19 protein-coding genes are annotated in these 21,774 nt (G+C 69.2%); 8 read left to right on the top strand and 11 right to left on the bottom strand.

Annotated features, from left to right (window positions below):
- A partial coding sequence (locus VFV19_12800) for an SAM-dependent methyltransferase (GenBank protein ID HEX4825178.1) occupies nucleotides 1–190 on the bottom strand: 190 nt, incomplete at its 3' end.
- Between the two features lie 60 nt (nucleotides 191–250).
- On the opposite strand from VFV19_12800, the gene speA reads away from it, so the two are divergent.
- Nucleotides 251–2,158, top strand: a complete 1,908-nt coding sequence (speA, locus tag VFV19_12795; protein ID HEX4825177.1) for a biosynthetic arginine decarboxylase — start codon at nucleotides 251–253, stop codon at nucleotides 2,156–2,158.
- Nucleotides 2,155–3,423, top strand: coding sequence for an amino acid permease (locus VFV19_12790; protein ID HEX4825176.1), 1,269 nt, complete (start codon nucleotides 2,155–2,157; stop codon nucleotides 3,421–3,423). The genes speA and VFV19_12790 overlap by 4 nt, the downstream gene beginning before the upstream one ends.
- Here VFV19_12790 and VFV19_12785 read toward each other — a convergent pair.
- Nucleotides 3,377–4,522, bottom strand: a complete 1,146-nt coding sequence (locus VFV19_12785) for a site-2 protease family protein (GenBank protein HEX4825175.1) — start codon at nucleotides 4,520–4,522, stop codon at nucleotides 3,377–3,379. The two genes, VFV19_12790 and VFV19_12785, sit on opposite strands and share 47 nt — an antisense overlap.
- Before the next feature lie 56 nt (nucleotides 4,523–4,578).
- On the opposite strand from VFV19_12785, the gene VFV19_12780 reads away from it, so the two are divergent.
- Nucleotides 4,579–5,115, top strand: a complete 537-nt coding sequence (locus VFV19_12780; GenBank protein HEX4825174.1) for a dTDP-4-dehydrorhamnose 3,5-epimerase family protein — start codon at nucleotides 4,579–4,581, stop codon at nucleotides 5,113–5,115.
- Nucleotides 5,116–5,138: 23 nt separating this feature from the next.
- Here VFV19_12780 and VFV19_12775 read toward each other — a convergent pair whose 3' ends face one another.
- Nucleotides 5,139–5,939 (bottom strand): lysophospholipid acyltransferase family protein, encoded by an 801-nt coding sequence (locus VFV19_12775; protein HEX4825173.1) that lies wholly within the window; start codon nucleotides 5,937–5,939, stop codon nucleotides 5,139–5,141.
- Between the two features lie 36 nt (nucleotides 5,940–5,975).
- Between VFV19_12775 and VFV19_12770 the strand changes: the two genes are divergently transcribed.
- Together VFV19_12770 and VFV19_12765 are read left to right on the top strand one after the other, a co-directional pair.
- Entirely contained in the window at nucleotides 5,976–7,646 is a 1,671-nt protein-coding gene (locus VFV19_12770) for a SpoIIE family protein phosphatase (protein ID HEX4825172.1), read from the top strand.
- Complete coding sequence (locus tag VFV19_12765) at nucleotides 7,643–8,659, top strand: alpha/beta fold hydrolase (GenBank protein HEX4825171.1); 1,017 nt, start codon at nucleotides 7,643–7,645, stop codon at nucleotides 8,657–8,659. Before VFV19_12770 ends, VFV19_12765 begins: the two co-directional genes overlap by 4 nt.
- Here the strand turns inward: VFV19_12765 and VFV19_12760 are convergent.
- Both VFV19_12760 and VFV19_12755 read right to left on the bottom strand, forming a co-directional pair.
- Complete coding sequence (locus VFV19_12760; protein ID HEX4825170.1) at nucleotides 8,656–8,865, bottom strand: YtxH domain-containing protein; 210 nt, start codon at nucleotides 8,863–8,865, stop codon at nucleotides 8,656–8,658. The two genes, VFV19_12765 and VFV19_12760, sit on opposite strands and share 4 nt — an antisense overlap.
- Complete coding sequence (locus VFV19_12755; GenBank protein HEX4825169.1) at nucleotides 8,862–9,299, bottom strand: DUF948 domain-containing protein; 438 nt, start codon at nucleotides 9,297–9,299, stop codon at nucleotides 8,862–8,864. Before VFV19_12755 ends, VFV19_12760 begins: the two co-directional genes overlap by 4 nt.
- A 117-nt stretch (nucleotides 9,300–9,416) precedes the next feature.
- On the opposite strand from VFV19_12755, the gene VFV19_12750 reads away from it, so the two are divergent.
- Complete coding sequence (locus tag VFV19_12750) at nucleotides 9,417–10,448, top strand: HD domain-containing phosphohydrolase (protein HEX4825168.1); 1,032 nt, start codon at nucleotides 9,417–9,419, stop codon at nucleotides 10,446–10,448.
- 114 nt (nucleotides 10,449–10,562) lie between these two features.
- Here the strand turns inward: VFV19_12750 and VFV19_12745 are convergent, their stop codons facing one another.
- The 6 genes from VFV19_12745 to VFV19_12720 form a co-directional block, all read right to left on the bottom strand.
- On the bottom strand, nucleotides 10,563–11,498 hold the full coding sequence (locus VFV19_12745; GenBank protein HEX4825167.1) for a TerC/Alx family metal homeostasis membrane protein: 936 nt from the start codon (nucleotides 11,496–11,498) through the stop codon (nucleotides 10,563–10,565).
- Entirely contained in the window at nucleotides 11,498–12,550 is a 1,053-nt protein-coding gene (locus VFV19_12740; GenBank protein ID HEX4825166.1) for an ATP-grasp domain-containing protein, read from the bottom strand. The genes VFV19_12745 and VFV19_12740 overlap by 1 nt, the downstream gene beginning before the upstream one ends.
- On the bottom strand, nucleotides 12,547–13,467 hold the full coding sequence (locus tag VFV19_12735) for a putative zinc-binding metallopeptidase (protein ID HEX4825165.1): 921 nt from the start codon (nucleotides 13,465–13,467) through the stop codon (nucleotides 12,547–12,549). The genes VFV19_12740 and VFV19_12735 overlap by 4 nt, the downstream gene beginning before the upstream one ends.
- Nucleotides 13,468–13,704: 237 nt before the next feature.
- Entirely contained in the window at nucleotides 13,705–15,732 is a 2,028-nt protein-coding gene (locus VFV19_12730) for a thioredoxin domain-containing protein (protein ID HEX4825164.1), read from the bottom strand.
- A gap of 53 nt (nucleotides 15,733–15,785) precedes the next feature.
- Entirely contained in the window at nucleotides 15,786–17,876 is a 2,091-nt protein-coding gene (locus tag VFV19_12725) for a hypothetical protein (protein HEX4825163.1), read from the bottom strand.
- Nucleotides 17,873–18,646 carry an SDR family NAD(P)-dependent oxidoreductase gene (locus VFV19_12720; protein ID HEX4825162.1) on the bottom strand — a complete coding sequence of 258 codons (774 nt, stop codon included), beginning with the start codon at nucleotides 18,644–18,646 and terminating at the stop codon, nucleotides 17,873–17,875. The genes VFV19_12725 and VFV19_12720 overlap by 4 nt, the downstream gene beginning before the upstream one ends.
- A gap of 67 nt (nucleotides 18,647–18,713) precedes the next feature.
- On the opposite strand from VFV19_12720, the gene VFV19_12715 reads away from it, so the two are divergent.
- Both VFV19_12715 and VFV19_12710 read left to right on the top strand, forming a co-directional pair.
- Nucleotides 18,714–20,840: an SGNH/GDSL hydrolase family protein gene (locus VFV19_12715; protein HEX4825161.1), complete on the top strand. Its 2,127-nt coding sequence runs from the start codon at nucleotides 18,714–18,716 to the stop codon at nucleotides 20,838–20,840.
- 120 nt (nucleotides 20,841–20,960) lie between these two features.
- A complete protein-coding gene (locus VFV19_12710; GenBank protein HEX4825160.1) occupies nucleotides 20,961–21,752 on the top strand; it encodes a TIGR00266 family protein in 792 nt (263 codons plus the stop codon).
- Nucleotides 21,753–21,774 lie beyond the last annotated feature (22 nt).

Genomic DNA, 21,774 nt, shown 5'->3' with positions numbered 1-21,774 from the left:
ACGGCGCCTGCGCCGGCGGCCGCTCCACGCGCTCGAGGAGCGCCTCGGTCTTCTCGGTCACGAGGCAGAACGCCGCCCGCCCGGTGCGCGCGAGCCAGAGGGGGAGGAGGCCGTGGTCGCTCCCGACGTCGGCGACGCGGCTGCCGGGGGCGATCGCCGCCGCGAGGGCGGCCAGACGGGGAGAGAGCATCACGAAACTGTAGCGCGAGGCCTTGCCCGCCCCAATGAGGGTCCTATAATCCCAAACTCGATGAACGTCTCCTTCACCGACCGCTTCACCACCGACGACGCCGTCAACCTCTACGGGATCGACGGCTGGGGGAACGGCTACCTCGCGATCGGCGAGGACGGCCACCTCCTCGTGACGCCGACGCGCGAGCCGGCGAAGGCGATCGACGTCTTCCGCGTCGTCGAGGACCTGGCGAAGCGCGGCGTGAAGACGCCGCTCCTCCTCCGCTTCCCGCAGCTCCTCGAGGGGCAGGTCAACGAGCTCGCGTCGAGCTTCGCGAATGCGATCCGCGAGTACAACTACCGCGAGCGCTTCCATCCGGTCTTCCCCATCAAGGTCAACCAGCAGCGCTCGGTCGTGCAAGGGCTCGTGAAGTCGGGATGGGGCGCGGGGCTCGGTCTCGAGGTCGGGAGCCGGCCGGAGCTCCTCGCCGCGATCGGGATGGAGCTCTCGCCCGACGCGGTCGTTGTCTGCAACGGCTTCAAGGATCCCGACTACCTCTCGATGGCGAGCCAGGCGACGCGCCTCGGGAAGAACGTCATCGTGGTCATCGAGAAGCCGTTCGAGGTCGAGCAGATCCTCGAGATGGCGTCACGCGAGCCGGTGCTCTTCAAGATCGGCTTCCGCATCCGCCTCCAGGCCAAGGGCTCGGGGATGTGGGAGAAGTCGGGAGGGTTCACGTCGAAGTTCGGCCTGACGACCTTGCAGCTCCTGCGCGCGCTCGAGAAGCTCACGGCGAGCGGCCTGCGCCCGCAGCTCGCCCTCCTCCACTTCCACATCGGCAGCCAGATCACCGAGATCCGCCGCGTCAAGAACGCCGTCCGTGAGGCGGCGCGCATCTACGCGAAGGTCAGGAAGCTCGGCGCCGACATCTCCTACCTCGACGTCGGCGGCGGGCTCGGCATCGACTACGACGGCTCGAAGACGTCGTCCGACGCCTCGGTCAACTACACGGTGCAGGAGTACGCGAACGACGTCGTGTTCGGCATCCAGGAGGTCTGCGACGAGGAGCACGTCCCGCCGCCGCGGATCGTCTCGGAGTCCGGGCGCATGCTCGTCGCCTACCACGCGATGATGATCACCGACGTCCGGGCCGCGATCTCGGGCCAGGAGCCCGATCCGCCGCCGCTTTCCGGGCGCGAGGCCCAGATCGTCCAGGATCTCGCCGACGCGGCGAAGAAGATCTCGGTCAAGAACTACCGCGAGTTCTACCACGACGCGATCGAGTACCGCGATCAGATGTACTCGCTCTTCAACCTCGGCATGCTCGGCCTCGAGGAGCGCGCCAAGGGCGAGATGCTCTTCCGCGAGGTCGCCACGAAGGCCGTCCGCTACTCGAAGTCGGCGAAGTTCGTCGCCGACGAGTTCCAGGAGCTCGAGAACCGGCTCCACGACAAGTACATCTGCAACTTCTCCGTCTTCCAGTCGGTCCCCGATCACTGGGCGCTCGATCAGCTCTTCCCGATCATCCCGATCCACCGCCTGAACGAGCTGCCGACGCACAAGGCGACCCTCGCCGACATCACCTGCGACTCCGACGGCGAGGTCGAGAAGTTCGTCGACCTGAAGGACATCAAGGACGCGCTCGAGGTCCACGCCCTGCGCTCCGGCGAGCCGTACTACCTCGCCTTCGTCCTCGTCGGCGCCTACCAGGACACGATGGGCGACATGCACAACCTCTTCGGCCGCGTCCACGAGGCGCAGGTCATCCTCGGCCCCAAGGGCGCGCCGGTCGTCACCGACGTCCATCGCGGCGAGGCGGCGGGCGAGACGCTCGCCTGCTTCGGCTACGACGTGGCCGAGCTGACGGAGTCGGTCAAGGCGCAGCTCGGCGAGCGCACGCGGCGCGGCGAGATGTCCGGCGAAGAGGCCTCCGCCTTCCTCGACGCCTACGCCTCGCGGCTCTCCCAGTACACCTACCTCGATTGAGCGGGGGCGCGCCGCCGCCCCGCCACCTCGGCCTGACGGACGCCATCGCTCTCTACGCCGGGATCATCCTCGGCTCGGGAATCTTCGCCGCGCCGGCGGCGGTCGCCGCCGCGGCGCCGACGATCCCGCGCGCCGTGCTCCTGTGGGCCGCGGGCGGTCTCGTCGCCGCGTGCGGCGCCTGCTGCTACGCCGAGTGCGCGTCGCGCGTCCCGGCGAACGGCGGCTTCTTCGCCTTCCAGCGCGAGGCGTTCGGCCCCGGCATCGCGTTCGTGGGCGGCTGGGCGGCGATCTTCGTGACCTATCCCGCCTCGATCGCCGCGATCGCGCTGGTGTTCGCCTCGTACTGCGGAGGAGGGAAGGCGATCGCGCTCGCCGCGATCGCCGTGGCCGCCGCGGTCAACGCAGCCGGCCTCCGCGCGGGCCCTCTGGCGCAGCGGTGGCTGACGGCGATCAAAGTGTCGGCGCTGGCGATCGTTGCGGTCATCGCATGGAGCGCGCCTCCCGCCGCCCCATCGGCCTCCCTTCCCACCGGGACGCTCTCCGCGCTCATCCTCCTCCTCTGGACCTATGAAGGCTGGTCCGACATCACGCTCGTCGCCGGCGAGATCGAGAACCCGAAGCGCACGATCGGGCGCGCGGTCCTCATCGGCACCGGTCTTCTCGTCCTCGTCTACGCCCTGGTGCAGGCGGCGGTCATGCGTTCCCTCGGCGGAGCGGCGGCGGCATCCGCGCGGCCTCTCGAGGCGGCCGCGGGTGGGGCGGGCCGCCTTGTCTCCACGCTCGTCGTCGTGAGCACGTTCGGCTCGATGCTCGGCGTCCTCCTCGTGGTGTCGCGTCTCGCGCAGGCGATGGCGCAGAGCGGCGCGATCTTGCCCGCCTTGGCGCCGTCCGACGCGCGCCGGGGGACACCGCTCCGCGCGACGCTCGCGGTCGCCGCGGTCTCGGCGCTCTACGTCGCGGTCGCGTCGTTCCGCGGCCTGCTCGCGTACTTCGCGTTCAGCGTCTGGATTTTCTACGCGCTCGCCGCGGTCGCGCTCGTCCGTCTCCGGCGCCGCGCTGTGGGGGAGGCCGAAGCCTGGCGCGCGCCCCTCGGGCTCACCGCACCGGCGGTCGTCCTCGTCACGGCGGCGGTCGTCACGGTGCGCGTGGTGCAGGAGCGCCCGGTCCAGGCGCTCGCGGGGGCGGCGATGCTGGCGGCGGGCTTCGTCGCCTACGCGATCAGGCCTGCTGAGGCCGCCGCGGGATCTGGCGCGACAGCACGATGAACTCGGCGAGGTTCTCGAACGTGATCATCCCGCGGAGCGCGCCGTTCTCGACCACGAGGAGGGGCCGCCCCGGATCGCCCTGAAGCGCCTGGAGCACCGACTCGAGATCGGTCTCGGGCGCCACCGTCACCGGGTCGCGCTGCATGACCTCGAGGACCGCCGCGTCGCGTCCGGAGCGCGCGAGCCCCTCGAGGAGCTTCGCGCGCGGCATCATCCCGGCGATCCGGTTCCACGCGTCGAGCACCGGGAAGTCGTGCTGGTGCGTCGCCAGGAGCAGGTCGGCCGCGCGCCCGAGCGTGTCCTGCGGCGCCAAGGTCTCGAACCGGGTGATCATCGCTTCGCGGGCCGTCCGGCCCTCGACCGCGCTGCGGCTCGTCTGGAACGCGACCTCCTGGCTCGCGCCGAGGAAGACGAAGAGCCCGATGAACGCGAGGAGGTAGTTCGCGGTAAAGAGCCCGGCGACGACGAAGACCCCCGCGATGAGCTGCCCCACGAGCGCCGCGATCCGCGTCGCCGTCGTCTGCCCGAGCCCGATCGCGAGGAGCGCGCGCAGCACGCGGCCGCCGTCCATCGGGAACGCCGGAATCAAATTGAAGACGACGAGCCACGCATTCGCCCAGAGGAGCTTCTGCACGAGCCCGGTGTTCTCCCACGGCATCGCTTGCCGGAGCGGGTGGGGAACGTGGAGCGCGAAGAGCCCGGCCACGCACGCCGCGGCGATCGCGACGTTGACGAGCGGTCCGGCGATCGCGATCAGGAGCTCCGCCAGGCCGCCGGGGATGTGCTGGAGGCGTGCGATCCCGCCGAAAGGGTAGAGCACGATCTCGCTCGTCTTGACACCGAAGCGCAGCGCCGCGAGCGCGTGCCCGAGCTCGTGGAGGAGCACGCACGCGAAGAGCACGATGAGGAAGACGATCTCGCGCGGGACGTTGCGGCTCATCGCGGCGGCGGACATGCCGAAGTAGACGAGGAGCAGCAGGAACGTCAGGTGGATGCGGATCGGGATCCCGGCGACGGTGGCGATCTGGATCGCCCAGCGCGACCCGCGGACGGAGGCCGGCGGCGCGCTCGTTTCCGGGATCTGCGGGACGTCGCTCACACCGCGATCATAGAGGCCAACGCGCCGAACGGCCATTGCGGTAGAGTGTGCGGCCCATGAAGCTCATCCCGGAAGTCGTACCCGCCGTCACCGAGCAGGACTACGCGCGCGCGATCGAGGGCGTCCAGGTCGTGCCGCTCCAGCGCTTCGTCGATCACGGCGGCTCGATGACCGAGCTGACCCGCCTCGCGGAGGACGGCACGTTCCAGAAGGGGCTCGACGCCTTCAAGGTGCGCCAGGTCAATTTCAGCACCCTCGATCCCGGGATCGTCAAAGCGTTTCACGTGCACATGACGCAGCGCGACGTCTGGTTCGTGCCTCCCGAGGATCGCGTGCTGCTCGTCCTCGTCGACGTTCGCGACGGATCGAAGACGGCGAAGCGCGCGCTCAAGATCGTCCTCGGCGGCGGCCGCTCGGTCCTGGTCGCGATCCCGCCGGGTGTCGCGCATGGCTGCAAGAACATCGGCGACGGGACCGCCCATCTTCTCTACATGACCGACGTCCACTTCTCTCCGGAGAAAGGGAAGACCGACGAGCACCGCCTTCCCTGGGACATGGCGGGCGCGGAAATCTGGGAGCCCGCTAAGGATTGAAGAGGGGACAGCTTCCGAAACTCTCAGACGAGGGTTTCGGAAGCTGTGCCCTCTTCCTCCGCCTGCCTCACAGGCTCGAAGCTCGCCGACGTCTTCTGCCACAGCTCGCGCGCCAGTACTTTGCGATCGTCCGAGATGATCGGCGGCCCGGTGAACGTCACGGTCGCGACGATCTCCCTGAGCGCGACGAGCCGCTTGAAGTGGACGACGAAGTTCTCGCTGTCGTACCAGCAGACGGTGCGCGCGGGTGACGCGTCGGTGCCGGGCGTCTCGTAGGTGATCGACACGGCCCAGCACGGGATGGCAGCGCGCGCGGCGGGCTCGAACAGCGCCGGCTGGAAGGGGAGGACGTCCTTGCCGGGGGAGCTGCGTCCCTCGGGGAAGATCGTCATCGGAATCCCGGCCGACAACCGCTCCGCTATCTCGCGGCCCGCGCGGACGACGTCCTTGGGCTGGTCGCGGTCGACGAACAGGGTCCCCGCGCCGCGCGCGACCCAGCCGAAGAACGGCCAGCGGGCGATCTCGCGCTTCGCCAGGAAGGTGCTCGGGTAGAGCGAGCCGAGCACGAAGATGTCCAGGTAGGACAGGTGGTTCGACGCCACGAGGTAGACGCCGCCGTCGGGGACGGTGCCCCGCACCTCCCGCCTCACGCTCAGAATCGCGCACATCGAGCGGCCCCAGCCGTGGCAGACGCGGGCTCCGACGCGGAGCACGGCACCGCTATCGCGGCGCGTCAGAAAGCGCACGGTCGGGGTCATGACCGCGAAGAGGGCCGTGGCGGCGATGGCCCCGGGGACCTTGTACGCAAGGCGCAACCAACGCACGGGTGTATTCTAGCGAGCCATCGACGGAGCCCTCGTATGCAAGAGATCTCGGTGCTCGAGCCGGGTGGTGCGACCCGGCAAGTGGTCCTCGACCGCGACAAATTGCGGATCGGGCGGTCGAGCGACAACGACCTGTCGTTCCCGAGCGACATGAGCCTATCGCGCCACCACCTCGTCCTCGAGCAGGCGGGGGACGGCTGGTACGTCGAGGACCTGGGAGCCAAGAACCGGACGACGATCAACGGCCGCCGCGTCGAGGGAAAGACCCGTCTCTCCGCCGGCGACCGGATCGGCGCCGGCCAGCTCGTCCTCGTCTTCGGGGGAACGAAGTCGTCGACGGGGCCGGTCGAGTTCGTTCCCGGCGGCGACGAGGGCCCGCTGCGCGCCACGGTCATGACGAGCCTCCGTGGCGTGCTCTCGCGCGAGAACACGATGCCCGGGACGGCGAAGACGCCGACGCCGATGGACCGCGAGCGCAAGGGCCTCCCGCTCGACCACCCGGGTGTCGCCGCGCTCATCCGCGCGGGGCGCGAGCTGGCCGGGCACCGTCCTCTCGACGAGCTGTTCGAGCTGATCCTCGACCTCTCGATCCAGGCGGTCGGCGCCGAGCGCGGCGTTCTCATGACCCTCGAAGGCGAAGATCTCGTCGCGCGCTCGGTCCGCGGCGAGGGGTTCCGCATCAGCTCCACCGTCCGGGACCGCGTGCTCCGCGACCGGGCGTCGCTCCTCGTTCGCGACACGGCGCTCGACGAGGCGTTCAAGGCGCGGGACAGCATCGTCGGCCAGCAGATCCAGAGCGTCATGGCGGTGCCGCTCCAGACGAACGACCGCGTGATCGGGCTCATCAACGTCGACTCGCGTTCGTTCGCGCGTCCGTTCACCCCGGACGATCTCGACTTGCTCACCGTGCTCGCGAACGTCGCCGCGATCCGCATCGAGCAGCAGCGGCTTGCCTTGGTTGAAGCGCAGGAGCGGATCCAATCGCGAGACCTCGAGCAGGCGGCGGTCATCCAGCAGCGCCTGCTGCCGCTCGAAGCGCCGGTGGTCCCGGGGTTCGAGCTGGCCGGTCACAATCTGCCGTGCCGCACCGTCGGTGGCGACTACTTCGACTACTTTCCGTACCTGGACGGCCGGATCGGCCTCGTCCTCGGCGACGTCAGCGGCAAGGGGATGCCGGCGGCGCTTCTGATGACCGCGCTCAAGGGAGGCGTCCAGGTCCTTCTCACCGATCCGCCGGAAGACATCCCGCTCCTGATGTCGCGGCTCGATCGAGTCGTCGCCGCGAACTTCCCGAAGAACCGGTTCGTCAGCCTCTTCTTCGGCCTGCTCGACTCGAAGACCGGCGAGATGACCTACTGCAACGCCGGGCACAACCCGCCGCTCCTGATACGGAACGGCGGCACGATCGAGCGCCTGCCGAGCTGCGGGACGATCCTCGGGATCTTCCCCGACCTCGGCTACGACGTGAAGAAGGTCCGTCTCGAGCCGGGCGACGTGCTCACGCTCTTCTCCGACGGCGTCACCGAAGAGCAGGACCCGTCGGGCGAGGAGTTCGGCGAGGACCGCCTGGCGAAGCTCGTCGTCTCGCACGCCGGCGACGGCGCGGCGCGGCTCGTCGCCGAGATCAAGGCGCGCATCCTCGCGTGGGCCGCTGGCGCCCCCGCCGCCGACGACGTGACGGTTCTGATCGCGCGCCGCTGCCCGTGACGGGGAGCGAAGAGGGGACAGCTTCCGAAACTCCGAACGCCGAGTTTCGGAAGCTGTCCCCTCTTCCCGAGTTCCGGCCTGCCTTCTGGCTGCGCGGCCGCCACGGCCAGACGATCCTTCCCTCGCTCCTCCCCGCGCGCCCGATCCGCGGGAGGGCCGAGACGCTCGACGTGCCGGTGGCGCCGGGGAGTGCCGTGCGCGTCCTCCTCCACAAGCCGGCGCACCCGATCGGGACGCTCGTGCTCCTCCACGGACTCGGCGGCTCCGCGGAGTCGGGCTACATGCGGCGGACGGGAGCGTTGGCGCTCGCCCGCGGCTGGGCCGTGGCGCGCGTCAACCTCCGGACCTGCGGGGGAACCGAAGCGCTCGCGTCGACCCTGTACAACGCCGGGCAGTCGGACGACGCCGGGGCGGTGCTCGCGGCGCTCGACCGTCGCGGCCTACCCCGCCCGTACGGCCTCGTCGGCTTCTCGCTGGGAGGGAACATCGCCCTCAAGTACGCGGGCATGGCGGGCGGGAGCTGCCTCGCGGACGCGATCGTCGGCGTCAACCCCCCGGTCGATCTCGCGGCCTGCATCGCGGCGCTCGAGCGGCCGTCGAACCGCCTCTACCACGCCTACTTCACCCGCAAGCTGTGGACGCAGCTGAAGCGCTTGCGGCGCGTGCGCGACGTCCCCGGCCCTCGCCGGATCCCGCGCGGCGTCCGCGGGTTCGACGACGCCTTCACCGCCCCGGACGCAGGCTACGCGTCGGCCGCCGATTACTACGCCGGGGCGAGCGCCGGGCCGCGGCTCGCCGCCGTCGCACGACCGGCGCTCGTGCTGTCCTCGGACGACGATCCGTTCGTTCCCGTCGGCGCGTTCGAGCCGTTCCGCGCCGGCGCGCGGCGCGTCGTCTTCGCTCACCCGCGGGGCGGCGGGCACTGCGGCTACTGGCGTGCCGCGCGGCCCCGCTACTGGGCCGGCGAGGCCGCTCTGTCGTTCATGGACGACGTGCTGACGCGCGGCGCCTAGCTGCGGGCTTCGACGTCGCGCTCTTCGCCGTCGCCGAAGCTCTTCGCCCAGTCCCGAAGCGTCGCGCGCATCTCGGATCCGGTCTTCGGCGTCGTCAGGAGTACCGCGACCGCTCCGACCGCGGCGCCGGCGAGGAACGCCAAGAGCACCGTCGCTCCCGACATCCCGGAGGTCGCATACACCCGCTCGTTCAATGAATCGCTCATCGGATGATCTCCTCGGTCTTCGGACGTGAAGCGTCATCGGGACGCGGCTCGCCGTCGTGACCGTGGCGGTGCTCCCGGCGCTTCCCGAAGAGCGACCGGAACGGTCCGGAGACGGCTTCGGCGACCACCGCGCCGACCGCGGCGACGCGGCCGATCGAGGCGCGAATGTTCATGAGGGCATCCCCCGCGGTGCCGAGGCTCTCGAGGAGCCCCGAGACGCGGTGGACCCCTTTCTCCAGCTCGGCCGAGGCGCGGTTGACCCGCTCCAGGGTCGCCGCGAGCTGGACGAGGGTCTCGTCCACGCGCTTGCCGGTCGACTCGAGGGTTCGCTCGGCGGTCATGAGCGTCCGGCGCAACTGGATGAGCGCCGGAACGACCGCCGCCACCACGACCGCGGCGAGCGCGACCAAGATCCATACGGCAACTGAAGGCACGGTCCACCTCCGATCGGATTGTCATCGAGGTTACCAAATCGGGCCCCTGCGCCCCACCCCATCTTGGGGTGACATTCCCGGAACCGGACCCTAGATTTCCCTGGGGGAGGGAAGGCCGTGGCGAATCTGCTGCTCGTCGGGGACGATCGGGAGCGCACCGGAGGGATCCGCGAGATCCTCGGCCACGACGGCCACCGCGTCGCGACGGTCAAGGATCTCCACAAGCTGCTCGAGGCCGAGCGCACCGAAGCGCCGGAAGTCGTCGTCGCGGCGGTCGCCGACACCGACGCGGTCCTCCGTCTGCCCCTCGGCACCCGTCGCGGCATGGCACCGCCGATCCTCTTCATCCATCGCGACACCGACGAGGCGCAGGACCCGTTCGTCGAGGAGCGCCTCATCGATCGCATCACGAGCCCCTTCCCGTCGGAAGAGCTCCTGGGCCGCGTCGACGCCCTGGTGCGCGTCCGTCGCGTCGTCCTCCACCACGAGGCCGAGCCCGAGACCAAGAAGGCGCGCTGGAGCGAAGCGCTGAGCTCGCTCCTCCGCAGCCGCGTGCCGCGCCCCTCGAAGCCGGCCGGCCCCTACCTCGAGGTCGCCGCCCGCGTCGCCGACTGGGCCGACCGCCGCGACGGCTTCGAGCCCGGCCACGCCGAACGGGTGACCAACTTCGCCGCCATGATCGCCGACGAGCTCGACCTCACCGACGGCGAGGCGATGCCGCTCCTCAGGGCCGCGATGCTCCACGACATCGGCAAGGTCGCGCTCCCGATCGAGATGCTCCGCCAGAAGACGCCGCTCGGCGACGGCCAGCTCCGTCTCCTCCGCACGCACCCCGAGCGCGGCGCCGCCATCCTGCGCGCCCTCGACCGCGACGAAGCCGTCGCCGATGCGATCCTCAACCACCACGAGTACGTCGACGGCAGCGGCTACTACGGCAGGAAGGGCGACGACATCCCGCGCGCGTCGCGGATCCTCGCGGTCGCGGAAGCGTTCGACGCGATGACGACGTCCCTGGTGCGGAAGCCTCTGACGCGCGACGGCGCGCTCGGTCTCATGAAGGAGCGCCGCGGCGCGCAGTGGGACGCGGCGAGCGTCGACGCGCTGACGCAGGCGCTCAAGCCGAAGCCGTTCACGGTGCCGCTCTCGTAAATGGGGACATTCTGCTTTTTCTTCCAGAAATAAGGAGACAGGTACCGATTTCCTGGAGTCGCGAAATCGGTACCTGTCTCCTTATTTCTGGAAGAAAAAGCAGAATGTCCCCATTTAGGACTTCCGCTCCGGTATCACCATCGACGCGACCATCGACCCCGCCAGCACGAGCACGACGATCCCGAGCGTGAGCTCCGTCCCGAGATGAACCCACTTCTCGAGGAGCATCCGCAGCCCGATGAAGACGAGGATGATCGACAGGCCGTAGTTGAGGAAGCGGAACTTGGGCAGGAGCGCGGCGAGCAGGAAGTAGAGGACGCGCATCCCGAGGATCGCGAAGGCGTTCGACGTGTAGAGGATCCACGGGTCGCGCGTGATGCCGAGGATCGCGGGAAGCGAGTCGAGCGCGAAGACGAAGTCGGTCGTTGCGACGAGCAGAAGGACGACGAAGAGCGGCGTCCCGTGCCACTTCCCCGACCGCTTCACGAAGAACTGGTCCTCGTCGGCGTGCGCGTCCATCGGGATGATCTTCGACGCCAGGCGCACGACGAGGTTCTTCTCGGGATGCGGCGACTTCTCGTCCTTCTTCACGATGAGCGCGACGCCTGTATAGAGGAGGAACGCGCCGAAGAAGTAGAGGAGGAAGTGGAACTTCGCGACGAGAGCAGCGCCGAGCAGGATGAACACGCCGCGCATCAGGAGCGCGCCGATGATTCCCCAGAAGAGGACGCGCGCCTGGCGGTCGTCCTTGACGTGGAAGTACTGGAAGATGATGAGGAAGACGAAGAGGTTGTCGATCGAGAGTGCGCGCTCGACGACGTAGCCGGTGAGATACGCGGCGCCCGCGGCGCGTCCGTACTCGTAGATGACGACGCCGGTGAAGGCGAGGGCGATGACGATCCAGAAGACGTTCCAGCCGATCGCCTCCTTGAATCCGATCGCGCGGTGCTTGCCGGCCGCGAAGGTGAAGTCGATCGCGAGGCAGACCGCGAGGAAGACGTTGAAGAGGATCCAGGGCATCGCGCTGTGACCGCCGAGGAGCTCGGTCATCAGGCGCCCTTGGGGTTCGAGCGCTCGAGGCCGAGTGCGACGATGCGCTCGATCAGCTCGTTGTAGGGCATCCCGGTCTTCGCGGCGGCTTCTGCGAGGTCTTCGCCGGAGGCGATTTCAGGGTTGGGGTTGGCTTCCACCACCACGAGCTTTCCTTCCTCGGTGACGCGCAGGTCGATACGGCCGAAGCCGTGCATCTGGAGGGCGCGGAAGACGCGCTTGGCGACCGTGGCAATCGAGCGCTGGAGCGTCTCGGAGAGATCGTCGGGAAACGTGGAGTGGATGCCCCAGCGCTCGCGGTAGCCCTCGTCCCACTTCGCCTTGAAGCTGGCGAACTTGGGCTCGCCCTCGGGGACCTTCGAGAACTTCAGCTCGCGCGGCGGGAGAACCTTGAGGCGGTCGTTGCCGAGGACGCCGACGTAGATCTCGCGCCCCGAGACATACTGCTCGATGATGACGTCTTGCTTGAGGCGGTCGTGCAAGAAGCTCGCGCGCGCGATCGCCTGCTCTTCCGTCTCGGCGAACGAGTCGCGCGAGATGCCGACCGAGCCTTCCTCGGCGAGGGGCTTCACCATGACGGGGAAGATCGCCTTGCCGAGCTTCTTCAAGGGCTGCGAGCGGCGCGACACCACGAACGCGGGAACCGGGACGCGGTGGTGCTTCAGGATCTCCTTCGAGAGCGCCTTGTCCTGGCAGAGCATGAGCGCGCGGTGGTCGCAGCCGGTGTAGGGGACCTTGCACAGCTCGAGGACGCCGGCGATGTGGCTCTCGTAGTAGCGCGTGCCGTGGAAGGTCTGGACGAAGTTCCACACGAGGTCGGGCTGGATGCGCTCGACGATGTCGATGACGTCGCGCGGGTTCTTGTAGATCGCGCCCAGGTGGACCTCGTGGCCGAGCGCCTTGAGCGCGGCGACGACGTGCCCCTCCGTGCGCCAGTCGGGTTCTTCCCGCATCCGGCGCTCGTACTCCTCGTCGGGGGCGGGGGCCTCCAGGATTTCGAAGAGGACGAGGATCCTGAGGCGCTCCTTGTGCTTCTTGTTCCCGTTCTTCATGGGCCGGTCACCCGGTAGCTGTGGCGCCGCAGGCGGTTGACGATGAGCGTGGTCGCGAAGGTCGACATCGTGACGAGCGTCTTCTCCTCCGCGTCTCGCAGCACGAGGCGATGGTTGTCGCAGATCTGGGCGAGCCCGGCGACGACGCGGGCGACCTGGTTCCGGCGCTCGCCCGAGAAGCGCGCGATCGAGTCGACGAGCGGGCGTTTGTGGGTGCGGATGAAATCGACGGCGGCGCCATCGGGCTCGGCGGCGCGCGACGGCCGGAAGATGCGCTTGAGGGCGCGCGCGGTCGACGACGGGTCGCCGAGCGGGAAGAGGCGAAGCTTGCGCTCGTAATAGGTCGCGAGGGTCGACTGGATCGTCTTGGCGTCGCGGTCGACGACCGGCTTCTTCTTCGGAAGCGCGCGGCGGCGGACGTCCTTCATGAGGCGGTCGACGTAGCGGATCTTCTTCCGCGCCGGCCAGTCGGCGTAGCGGTCTTGCCAGCGCGAGGCGGGGTTGAGCCACACGGCGAAGGTTTCGGCGAAGTCCTCGACGGGGTGAGCCTGGGCGTAGTGGTCGGGGACGTTGTGGACGAAGTCGCGGCTCTTGGGATCGATCTCGTAGTAGTACGGCGCGTACTTGGTGCGCGGCGAGCCGAACATCTCCCGCCAGTCGTCGCGGCGCGAGAGGCGGTAGGCGTGATCGAGCGCGTGGCCGGCTTCGTGGCGCAGGAGTCTGAGGCACCACCCCTTGGTGCCGCCCTCGACCTCGAACATCATCCGGTTCTCGAGCGCACGGAGGCGCGGGTGCGCGAGGAAGAACGGGATGCCGATCGCCGCCTGATCGCCCGGCGACAGCCACTCATCCGAGAGGAAGCAGAGCGGCCGGAGCTTGAGGCCGACCGAGTCCATCTCGCGATAGAGCTGGCGCACCCGCTTCTCGAGATCCGATCCGCGGATGCGGACGCCGAGATCGCAGATGCGGACGTGGAGCAGGTCGTCGTCGGAGAGCTTCTCCCACGCGACCCGGCGGCTGCGAACGGCCAGAGAGCCCTCCTTAGGCGAACGTGGATTATGGGGACATTCTGCTTTTTCTTCCAGAAATAAGGGGACAGGTACGGATTTCCTGAAGTCGAGAAATCGGTACCTGTCCCCTTATTTCTATCTCCATCACCACTTCAGAGCGTCGGGAGTGCCGACCGGCGCCGCGCACACGCGGTTCTTGCAGACGTAGGCGGCGGGAGCGCCGGCGAGGAGCGTCTTGTGCTCGAGGAGCGGAAGGCCCTGCTCGACCGGCGCTGCGGTCCACGCGACCGCGCGCGCGGGGAAGTAGGCGTTGCGCGAGGCGGCGATGAGCGCCGCGGTGCGCGGGTCGTCCTTGGCGCCGACGATCGCGACCTCGATGACCGGGCCGTCGGCGTAGGTCGCGGCGACGAGGAGCGTCGCAAAGGCGGACGGGGCACGCTTGCAGCTCGCGGCCAGCGCCCGGAGGACACCGTCCCGCGCCTTGCTCATCTCCTCGCCGCCCAAGTGCTCGGCCAGGCGCGCGAAGACCTCGGCGGCGACGCCCGAGCCGGCGGGGATCGCGCCGTCGTACGCGCTGGGAGAGCGGGCGAGGAGCGCCTCGTGGTCGTCGGAGGTGAAATGGAAGCCGCCGTGGCCGTCGCCGAAGCGCGCGAGGATCGTCGCGGCGAGCGCGCGGGCGCGCGTCAGCTCGGCGGGGTCGAACGACGATTCGTAGAGGTCGATCGCGGCGCGCGCCGCGAAGGCGTAGTCGTCGAGGTAGGCGTTCAGATGCGCCTCACCCGCGCGCCACGAGACGAGGAGGCGGCCGTTCTTCGTGAGGCGCGTCTTCAAGAATTCGGTGGCGCGCTCGGCCGAGCGGAGGTCCTCCGCGCGCCCGAACGCCTGGTAGGCCCGCGCGTAGGCCGTGATCATGAGCGCGTTCCACGAGGTGAGCACCTTGTCGTCGGTCGCGGGGCGCACGCGCCGCGACCGCGCCTCGAGGAGCTTCGCCTTCATCGGCGCGACGCGGCCCTCGAGGGTCTCGTCGAGCGGCTTGTCCAGAAGGTTGGGGATGTTCTTCCCCTCGAAGTTGCCCGCCGGCGTGATCCCGTAAGTGGCGCAGAAGAAGGGACCGTCCGTGGGGCCGAGGACAGCCACGATCTCCGCCGGCGTCCACACGTAGAACTTGCCCTCGTGGCCCTCGCTGTCGGCGTCGAGCGAGGCGTAGAAGCCGCCTTCGGGGGCTGTCATCTCGCGGCGCACGAAGTCCAGCGTCTCGAGGACGACGCGGCGGTAGAGCGGGTTCCGCGTGACGAGCCAGGCGTCGACGTAGACCGGCACGAGGAGCGCCTGGTCGTAGAGCATCTTCTCGAAGTGGGGAACGAGCCAGCGGCCGTCGGTGGAGTAACGCGCGAAGCCGCCGCCGATCTGGTCGTACATCCCGCCGCGGGCCATCCGGTCGAGGGTCGTCTCGACCATCTTCAGGGGGAACGCGTCGTGCCGGAGCGCGTGCTCGCGCAGGAGCAAGGCGAGCGACGCGTGCGGAGGGAACTTCGGTGCGCCGCCGAAGCCGCCCCACTTCGCGTCGAAGCGTGAAGCGAGATCGGCCGCCGCGCGCGCCTGATCGGCGGTGCCCGCGCGCGCCGCGTCCGCCGCGACCGGCGCCGGCGTCAGCGCCGAGGCGAGCTGCTTCGCGATCCCGCCCGCGGACGCCACGACCTCGTCGTGGCGCGTCGTCCACGCATCCTTGATGAGGCCGAGGACGGCCGGGAAGCCGCGCATCCCGCCGCGATCGTCCGGCGGAAAGTAGGTGCCGCCGAAGAACGGGCGCCCGTCCGGCGTCAGGAACACGTTCAAGGGCCAGCCGCCCTGGCCGGTCATCATCTGGACCGCCGTCATGTAGACGTCGTCGAGGTCGGGCCGCTCCTCGCGGTCGACCTTGATCGCGACGAACGATGCGTTCAGGAGCGCCGCGATCTCCGCGTTCTCGAACGACTCGTGCTCCATGACGTGGCACCAGTGGCACGCCGCGTAGCCGATCGAGAGGAAGATGGGCTTGTTCTCGCGCTTCGCCTTCGCGAGCGCCTCCTCGCCCCACGGGTACCAGTCGACCGGGTTGTACTGGTGCTGGAGGAGGTACGGGCTCGTCTGGCCGGCGAGGTGGTTCGCCGTCTTCGCTGGTGGATGGGACATCGTCTCGGCCTCGCCCCGCGAGGCTAGCACGCCGAGCGAGAGGGCCGCCGCGATCAGGAGCCGGCGGCCGGCGGCTTCTCCGGCACGACGAGCGCGCGCTCGCTCCGCGCCAGCTCGGTCCCCTGGGACGAGACCGCGATCGTGAAGCGATAGGCCCCGGGGCCCAGGAACTTCGCCGGAATCAGGTCGACGATCTGGCCGCAACGTTCGTCCTTCCCCAGCTCGAGGTCGGTGGTGCCGACCGGAGTCTCCTTCTCGCCGATCAGGGTCCGCGACACGGTGAGGCGGCTCTTCTGATCCTTCGCACGGCAGACGAGCGCGATGATCGCCGTCGGGACGCCGGGCTGCAACGGCTCGCCGTCGGGGACGATGAGCGCCCCCTGCGTGAGCGAGGTGCCGTTCCTGAGGAAGCCGCCGCGCGCTTGCTGGCTCACCGCGATCGGCGCGACCGAGGCGCGATCGACGTCGACGTCGGGGAACTTCCCGGAGGTCTGGTGGGAGAGCAAGGTGTCGGTCGTCACCTCGTGGGCGACCGCGACCAGCTCGAACTCGCCCGGGGCGAACTCCATGTCGCGCTCGAAGGCGACGGGAACGCCGGGCTGCTTCACCTCGACCCGCCCCGAGCCGTCCTCCCACACGGCCCCCTTCGTCACGAGGGAGGCACCGAGGTCCCACGTCGCGTCGGGCACCACGGAGCCCGGGACGGCGACCTGGACGCGCGCCTTGAAGTGCCCGTCGGTGTAGGACACCGGCACGATCCCGGCACGGAGGACCGTGGTCCCGGCGGTCTCGTGGCCGGTCGCGAACGCCGAGAGGACGCGCGCGGTGAGACGCGATTCCTCGCTCTGGATGACGAGGCGGCCACGCACCGCGACCTTGACCTTGGGCCTCTTGACCGTGACGGCGACCGCGAGCGGCTTGTCCTGCGGGAACCCCCTGGGATCGAAGCTGAGCAGGTAGACGCACGACATGTCGTCGGTGATCTGGGATGCCATCTTCGCGGGCGCGACACCGTTCAGGAACGAGCGTCCGCCAGTCTCGGCGGCGAGCGAGCTCAGCGTCTCCTGCGCGTCGCGCGTCCGCTGCGTGGATGCGGTGGGCATCGCCTGGTTCGCCATGCCGTTGCTGCCCGGGCGGGACGGGGAGCTCATCGAGAGGATCGACGAGTCGGGCCCCGTGATGCCCTGTCCTTCGACGGTGTAGAACCGCACGCCGTACGAAGACGCCTCGTTCATGACGCGATCGAGCGGAAGGGAGCCGGTCGCCGCGTCGTTCAGGATCTTCGCCGGCCCCGGCTGCGGGACGCCGTTCGAGTTCTGCATCACCGATCCGCTGAAGTAGGAGAGGTAGTGCTCGCCGGGGTTCTGCCGCATCGTGTCGGCGAAGTAGAGCGCCGCCTTCGGTGGATCGACGTCGGCGAACCGGCCGAGCACCATGCTCAAGCGGCGAAGGTCGCGCTCTTGCTGGAAGCGCTCCTCGGAGGCGTAGCGGGTCGCGAGCGTGACCGCGGCGTCGATGCTGATCGACATCTCGTGGTTGATGTCGGCGAGCCGCTTGTCCTCGGTGGCCGCGTAGGCATCGAAGAGCTTCGGGTCGTTGATCATCTTCTCGAGCGCATCCTCGAGAGACTTGAGATCGTCCGTCAAGAGGACGAGCGTCTTGAGCTCGCCGGCGTTCACGACGAGCATCGCGCGGTTGCCGCCGGTGAGGAGCTTCGGCAGCATCGACCGCGCGGCGTCGATGGCGCCGCGGCGCCCGCCCTGCGTGAGATGCGGCATGTCGAAGTAGAACAGGTAGCTCGCGCCGGGCCCGCGCGGCGCGGGCGGAGGAGCCGCCGCCTTGTCGCCCGGCGCCGGCGCGGGTGCCGGAGCAGGCGCCGTGGCCGCGGTCCCAGCCGGGAGGCACAGGTCGTCGACGATCAGGCCCGAGACGAGCTTGTCGTTGAGGCGGACCTCGAAGTCGGCGATCGAGAGGTTGCGGATCGCCTCCTTGGACCCGCTCACGGTGACGTCGAGCTGCGCGAGGCGCGTCGACGCCCGCTCCATGAGGCCGACCTCCTTCGGCTTCTCGGCGTCGTCGGCCGCGGGTACGCCGCCGGCGAGGGCCGCGGCAAGGACGATCGCGGCCGCGCGGCCCGGCCTCACGAGCGGTGCACGTGGATCGCCGACGCCTGGTCGGTGGGGAGCACGACCGCCTCGGCGAGCGTGACGTGAGCGGGGCGCGTCGCGATGAAGAGGATGATCTCGGCGACGTCCTCCGGCGTGAGGGGGGTCATCCCCTTGTAGACCGCCGCGGCGCGCGCGTCGTCGCCGTGGAAGCGGACGTTCGAGAACTCGGTGACGACGAGGCCGGGGTCGACGCTGGCGACCCGCACCCCGGTGCCGAGCACGTCCATCCGCAGACCCTCGGTGAGGGCGCGGACGGCGTGCTTGCTCGCGCAGTAGACGTTGCCCATCGGATACACCTGGCGCCCCGCGATCGAGCCCAAGTGAATCACGAGACCGCGCTTACGCGCGACCATGTGCGGCACGACGGCGCGGTCCACGTGCAGCAACCCTTTGACGTTGGTATCGATCATCTCGTTCCAGTCGGCGAGCGAGCCCTCCTGGAGCTTGTCGAGGCCGCGTGAGAGCCCGGCGTTGTTGACGAGGACCTCGATCTCCTTCCATCCCGGGGGGAGGCCGTCGATCGCCCTCGCGACGGCGTCGGCGTCGCGGACGTCGACCTCGAGGGTCAGGATGGCGGCGGCCCCGGCCGTCCGGAGCTCGCGCTCCATCGCTAGGAGCCGGTCGCAGCGCCGCGCCAGGATCGCGACTTTGGCCCCTTCCGCGGCGAACCCGCGGGCGGTGGCGGCGCCGATTCCGCTCGACGCTCCGGTGACGAGGACGACCTGGCCGGCCAATCGCGATGGCATCGAAGCAATCCTCCCGAACCGCTCGCCAGATTAGCGTATAAGTGAAGGGGGCATCGGGGGAGATTCCATGACGTCGAAGGTGGTCGTGCTGGGGCTCGTCCTCGCCGCGTCGGTTCCCGCCTGGGGACAATCGGTTTCGGGGACGGCGTTCGACGACCGGAACGGGAACGGGATCCAGGACGCCGGCGAGCCCTCGCTCCCGTCCGTCCAGGTCGAGGTCTACGGGACGCGCGACGTCGGGGGCGCGTTCGATCAGGCGGTCACGACCGGGGCCGACGGCAAGTTCGCGTTTTCGCCGGGGAACGGCTGCTACCTCATCCTGGCCGCCGATCCCGCGGGCTGGCGCGGCTCGTTCTCCCGCTTCGACTCGGTCAGCGTTCCGACGCCCGGCTACGTGGTACCGGTCGGCTTCTCGCGGTTCGCGAAGTTCGACCATGCGATTGGGGCCCTCAAGACGGGGAGTTACCGCTACACCGCGATGGGGGACAGCATCGCCGCGAACTTCAACGTCTGCTTCGACACGTCGTCGTTCTACTACGCGAAGCAGGAGCAGAGCCGGCTCGGCTGTACGGGTGGAATCACGGTGGCCCTCGACCAGGCGGCGGTGAGCGGACAGAAGACCGACGACCTCCTCGTCGACGACACGGCGGACAACAACAACGTCTTCCGCGTGATGGCGATGGTCCCGCCGCCATCCCTGATCACGATCTCGATGATCGGGAACGATCTGCGGGACGTGGACCCTTCGGGGACGCCGACGCAGGCCCAGATCAACAAGGCGGTCGACGAGATTCTCGACTCGCGCGAGAACCTGCAAGAGGTCCTCTCGGCCTTCACCTCGCAGATCCCCGGTGCCGACATCTCGCTCAACACCCTTTACGACAACCTCGCCTACAACTGCTACTCGGGAGACTCGACCGCCTTCCACCGGGCGTGGCTGCCGATCGTCAACCGCATCCTCCGCGATCTCGCGTGGGGCCAGGCGCGCCGCGCGTCGGTCAACGAGGTCGCCGCCGAGTTCGCGCACGAAGACCAGAACGTCCAGTGCACCGGCTTCGACGGGATGATCTGCCGCGACGCCTTCAACCTCGACGACATCCATCCCACGATGACCGGCTACACGATCATCCGCGAGAAGGTGTGGGAAGCGGGGGGCGGTGCCAACCTCGGGCCGAAGGACACCGGGACCCAGCGCACCTCGATCACGAACGCCAACTACGGCTACCTCAAGCGCATCCGCCGCCTCCTGCCGACGAAGTCGCAGGCGGCGAACGGCGGCACCGTGGCGAACCCGTCGGCCGCCTTCGACGACGCCGACGGCGGCGCGACCGCGTCGATCCAGCTCGGCATCGGCCAGGAGGAGGTTCGCGTCACCGGCTTCCCCGACTACTACGACGAGGACCAGATCGTGAAGGTCGTCGCCGGCGTGCGCTATCGCACCTCCGGCACCGTCACCGACGATTTCTACCGCATCGAGGCGTCGCCGACCGGCACGTTTCGCGCGCCGGCCGGCTACAGCTACACGACGACGAACTGGAACTTCTACACGCCGATCGTCGGCGGCGGCGGCCCGAACCAGCCTGCCTCGAACGCCGACTATCCGACGGAGAAGCTCCTGGCGCTGCCCAACGTCCCCACGCTCCGCGAGGTCTCCGCGACGCTGACGAAGAACCCGGCGCTCCCGCCCGGCGCGGGGGAGTACGACTGGCCGGCGATCACGCGCTCCGACATCGCGACGACCGCGATCCGCGTCGTGTCCGCCCCCGTGGCGAGCACCGCAGGCGATGCGTATCAGGTCGAGCTGGACGCGGCGTGGCTCGATCTCTACGGCTGGCAGAAGCCGCGCCCGGGAGAGGTGACGAACCTCACCGAGGCCAAGCTCCCCGACGGCACGATCGACGTCGCGTTCAACCCGCTCGCCTCGGCGCAGCGCTACAACGTCTACTGGGGACGCCTCGACACGCTCAGGAGCGGCGCGTACGACCACGGCACGAATGGGCCGGTCGCCCCGTCGTGCGCGGCGACGACGCAAGATGCCGGCGGCGGCCGCCTCGAGGTCGCCTTCGGGCCCGGGCAGCAGCCCGGCGTCGACGCCTACATCCTCGTCACCGCCCATGTCGACAACGTCGAATCGCCCGCCGGCACCCGCTCCGATCTCACCGAGATCGATCGCAGCCAGAGCGTGTGTAACTAAGAGAAGAGGGACAGCTTCCGAAACTCCGCTACGGTTCTCTCGGGAACCGCCTGAAGCCGCTTGCGTACAATCCGCCGACGGCGCCCACGAGAGCGCCGCGAAAGGACGCCCATGCCCCACATGCACGAGGTGGACTACGAGATCTTCGGCGACGACATGCAGTACGTCGAAGTCGAGCTCGACCCGCAGGAAGCGGCGCTCGCCGAAGCCGGCGGGCTCATGTACATGGAAGACGGGATCGCGATGCAGACGATCTTCGGCGACGGCTCGAAGCCCTCGGGCGGCTTCATGGACGCCCTCCTCGGCGCGGGCAAGCGCATCCTCATCGGCGAGTCGATGTTCATGACCGCCTTCATGAACCAAGGGCAGGGGAAGAAGCGTCTCGCCTTCGCCGCCCCTTACCCCGGCAAGATCATCCCGGTGAACCTCGGTGAGATCGGCGGCGAGCTGATCTGCCAGAAGGACTCGTTCCTCTGCGCCGCGAAGGGCGTCAGCCTCGGCATCGCCTTCCAGAAGCGCCTCGGCGTCGGCTTCTTCGGCGGAGAAGGCTTCATCATGGAGCGCCTGCAAGGCGACGGCTGGTGCTTCTTGAACGCGGGCGGAGCGATCAAGGAGCGCGTGCTCGGCCCCGGCGAGCTGCTGCGCATCGACACCGGTTGCATCGTCGGCTTCGTCCCGACCGTCGATTACGACATCCAGATGATCGGCGGCGTCAAGACGGCGCTCTTCGGCGGCGAGGGTCTCTTCTTCGCGACGCTGCGCGGGCCCGGCAAGGTGTGGATCCAGTCGCTCCCGCTCTCGCGTCTCGCGGGCCGAATCTACGCCGCGGCGCCGCAGACGGGAAGGGGCGGACGCGAAGAGGGTTCGCTCCTCGGCGGTCTGGGAAGACTGCTCGACGGGGACAACAGCTAGTCGATCCTCAAGGGCCGCGGCG

The sequence above is a fragment of the Candidatus Polarisedimenticolaceae bacterium genome, from assembly GCA_036275915.1.
Classification (GTDB): Bacteria; Acidobacteriota; Polarisedimenticolia; order Polarisedimenticolales; family DASRJG01; genus DASRJG01.
The sequence above is the reverse complement of the archived record's forward strand: the minus strand, read 5'-3'. Positions and strand labels throughout refer to the sequence as shown.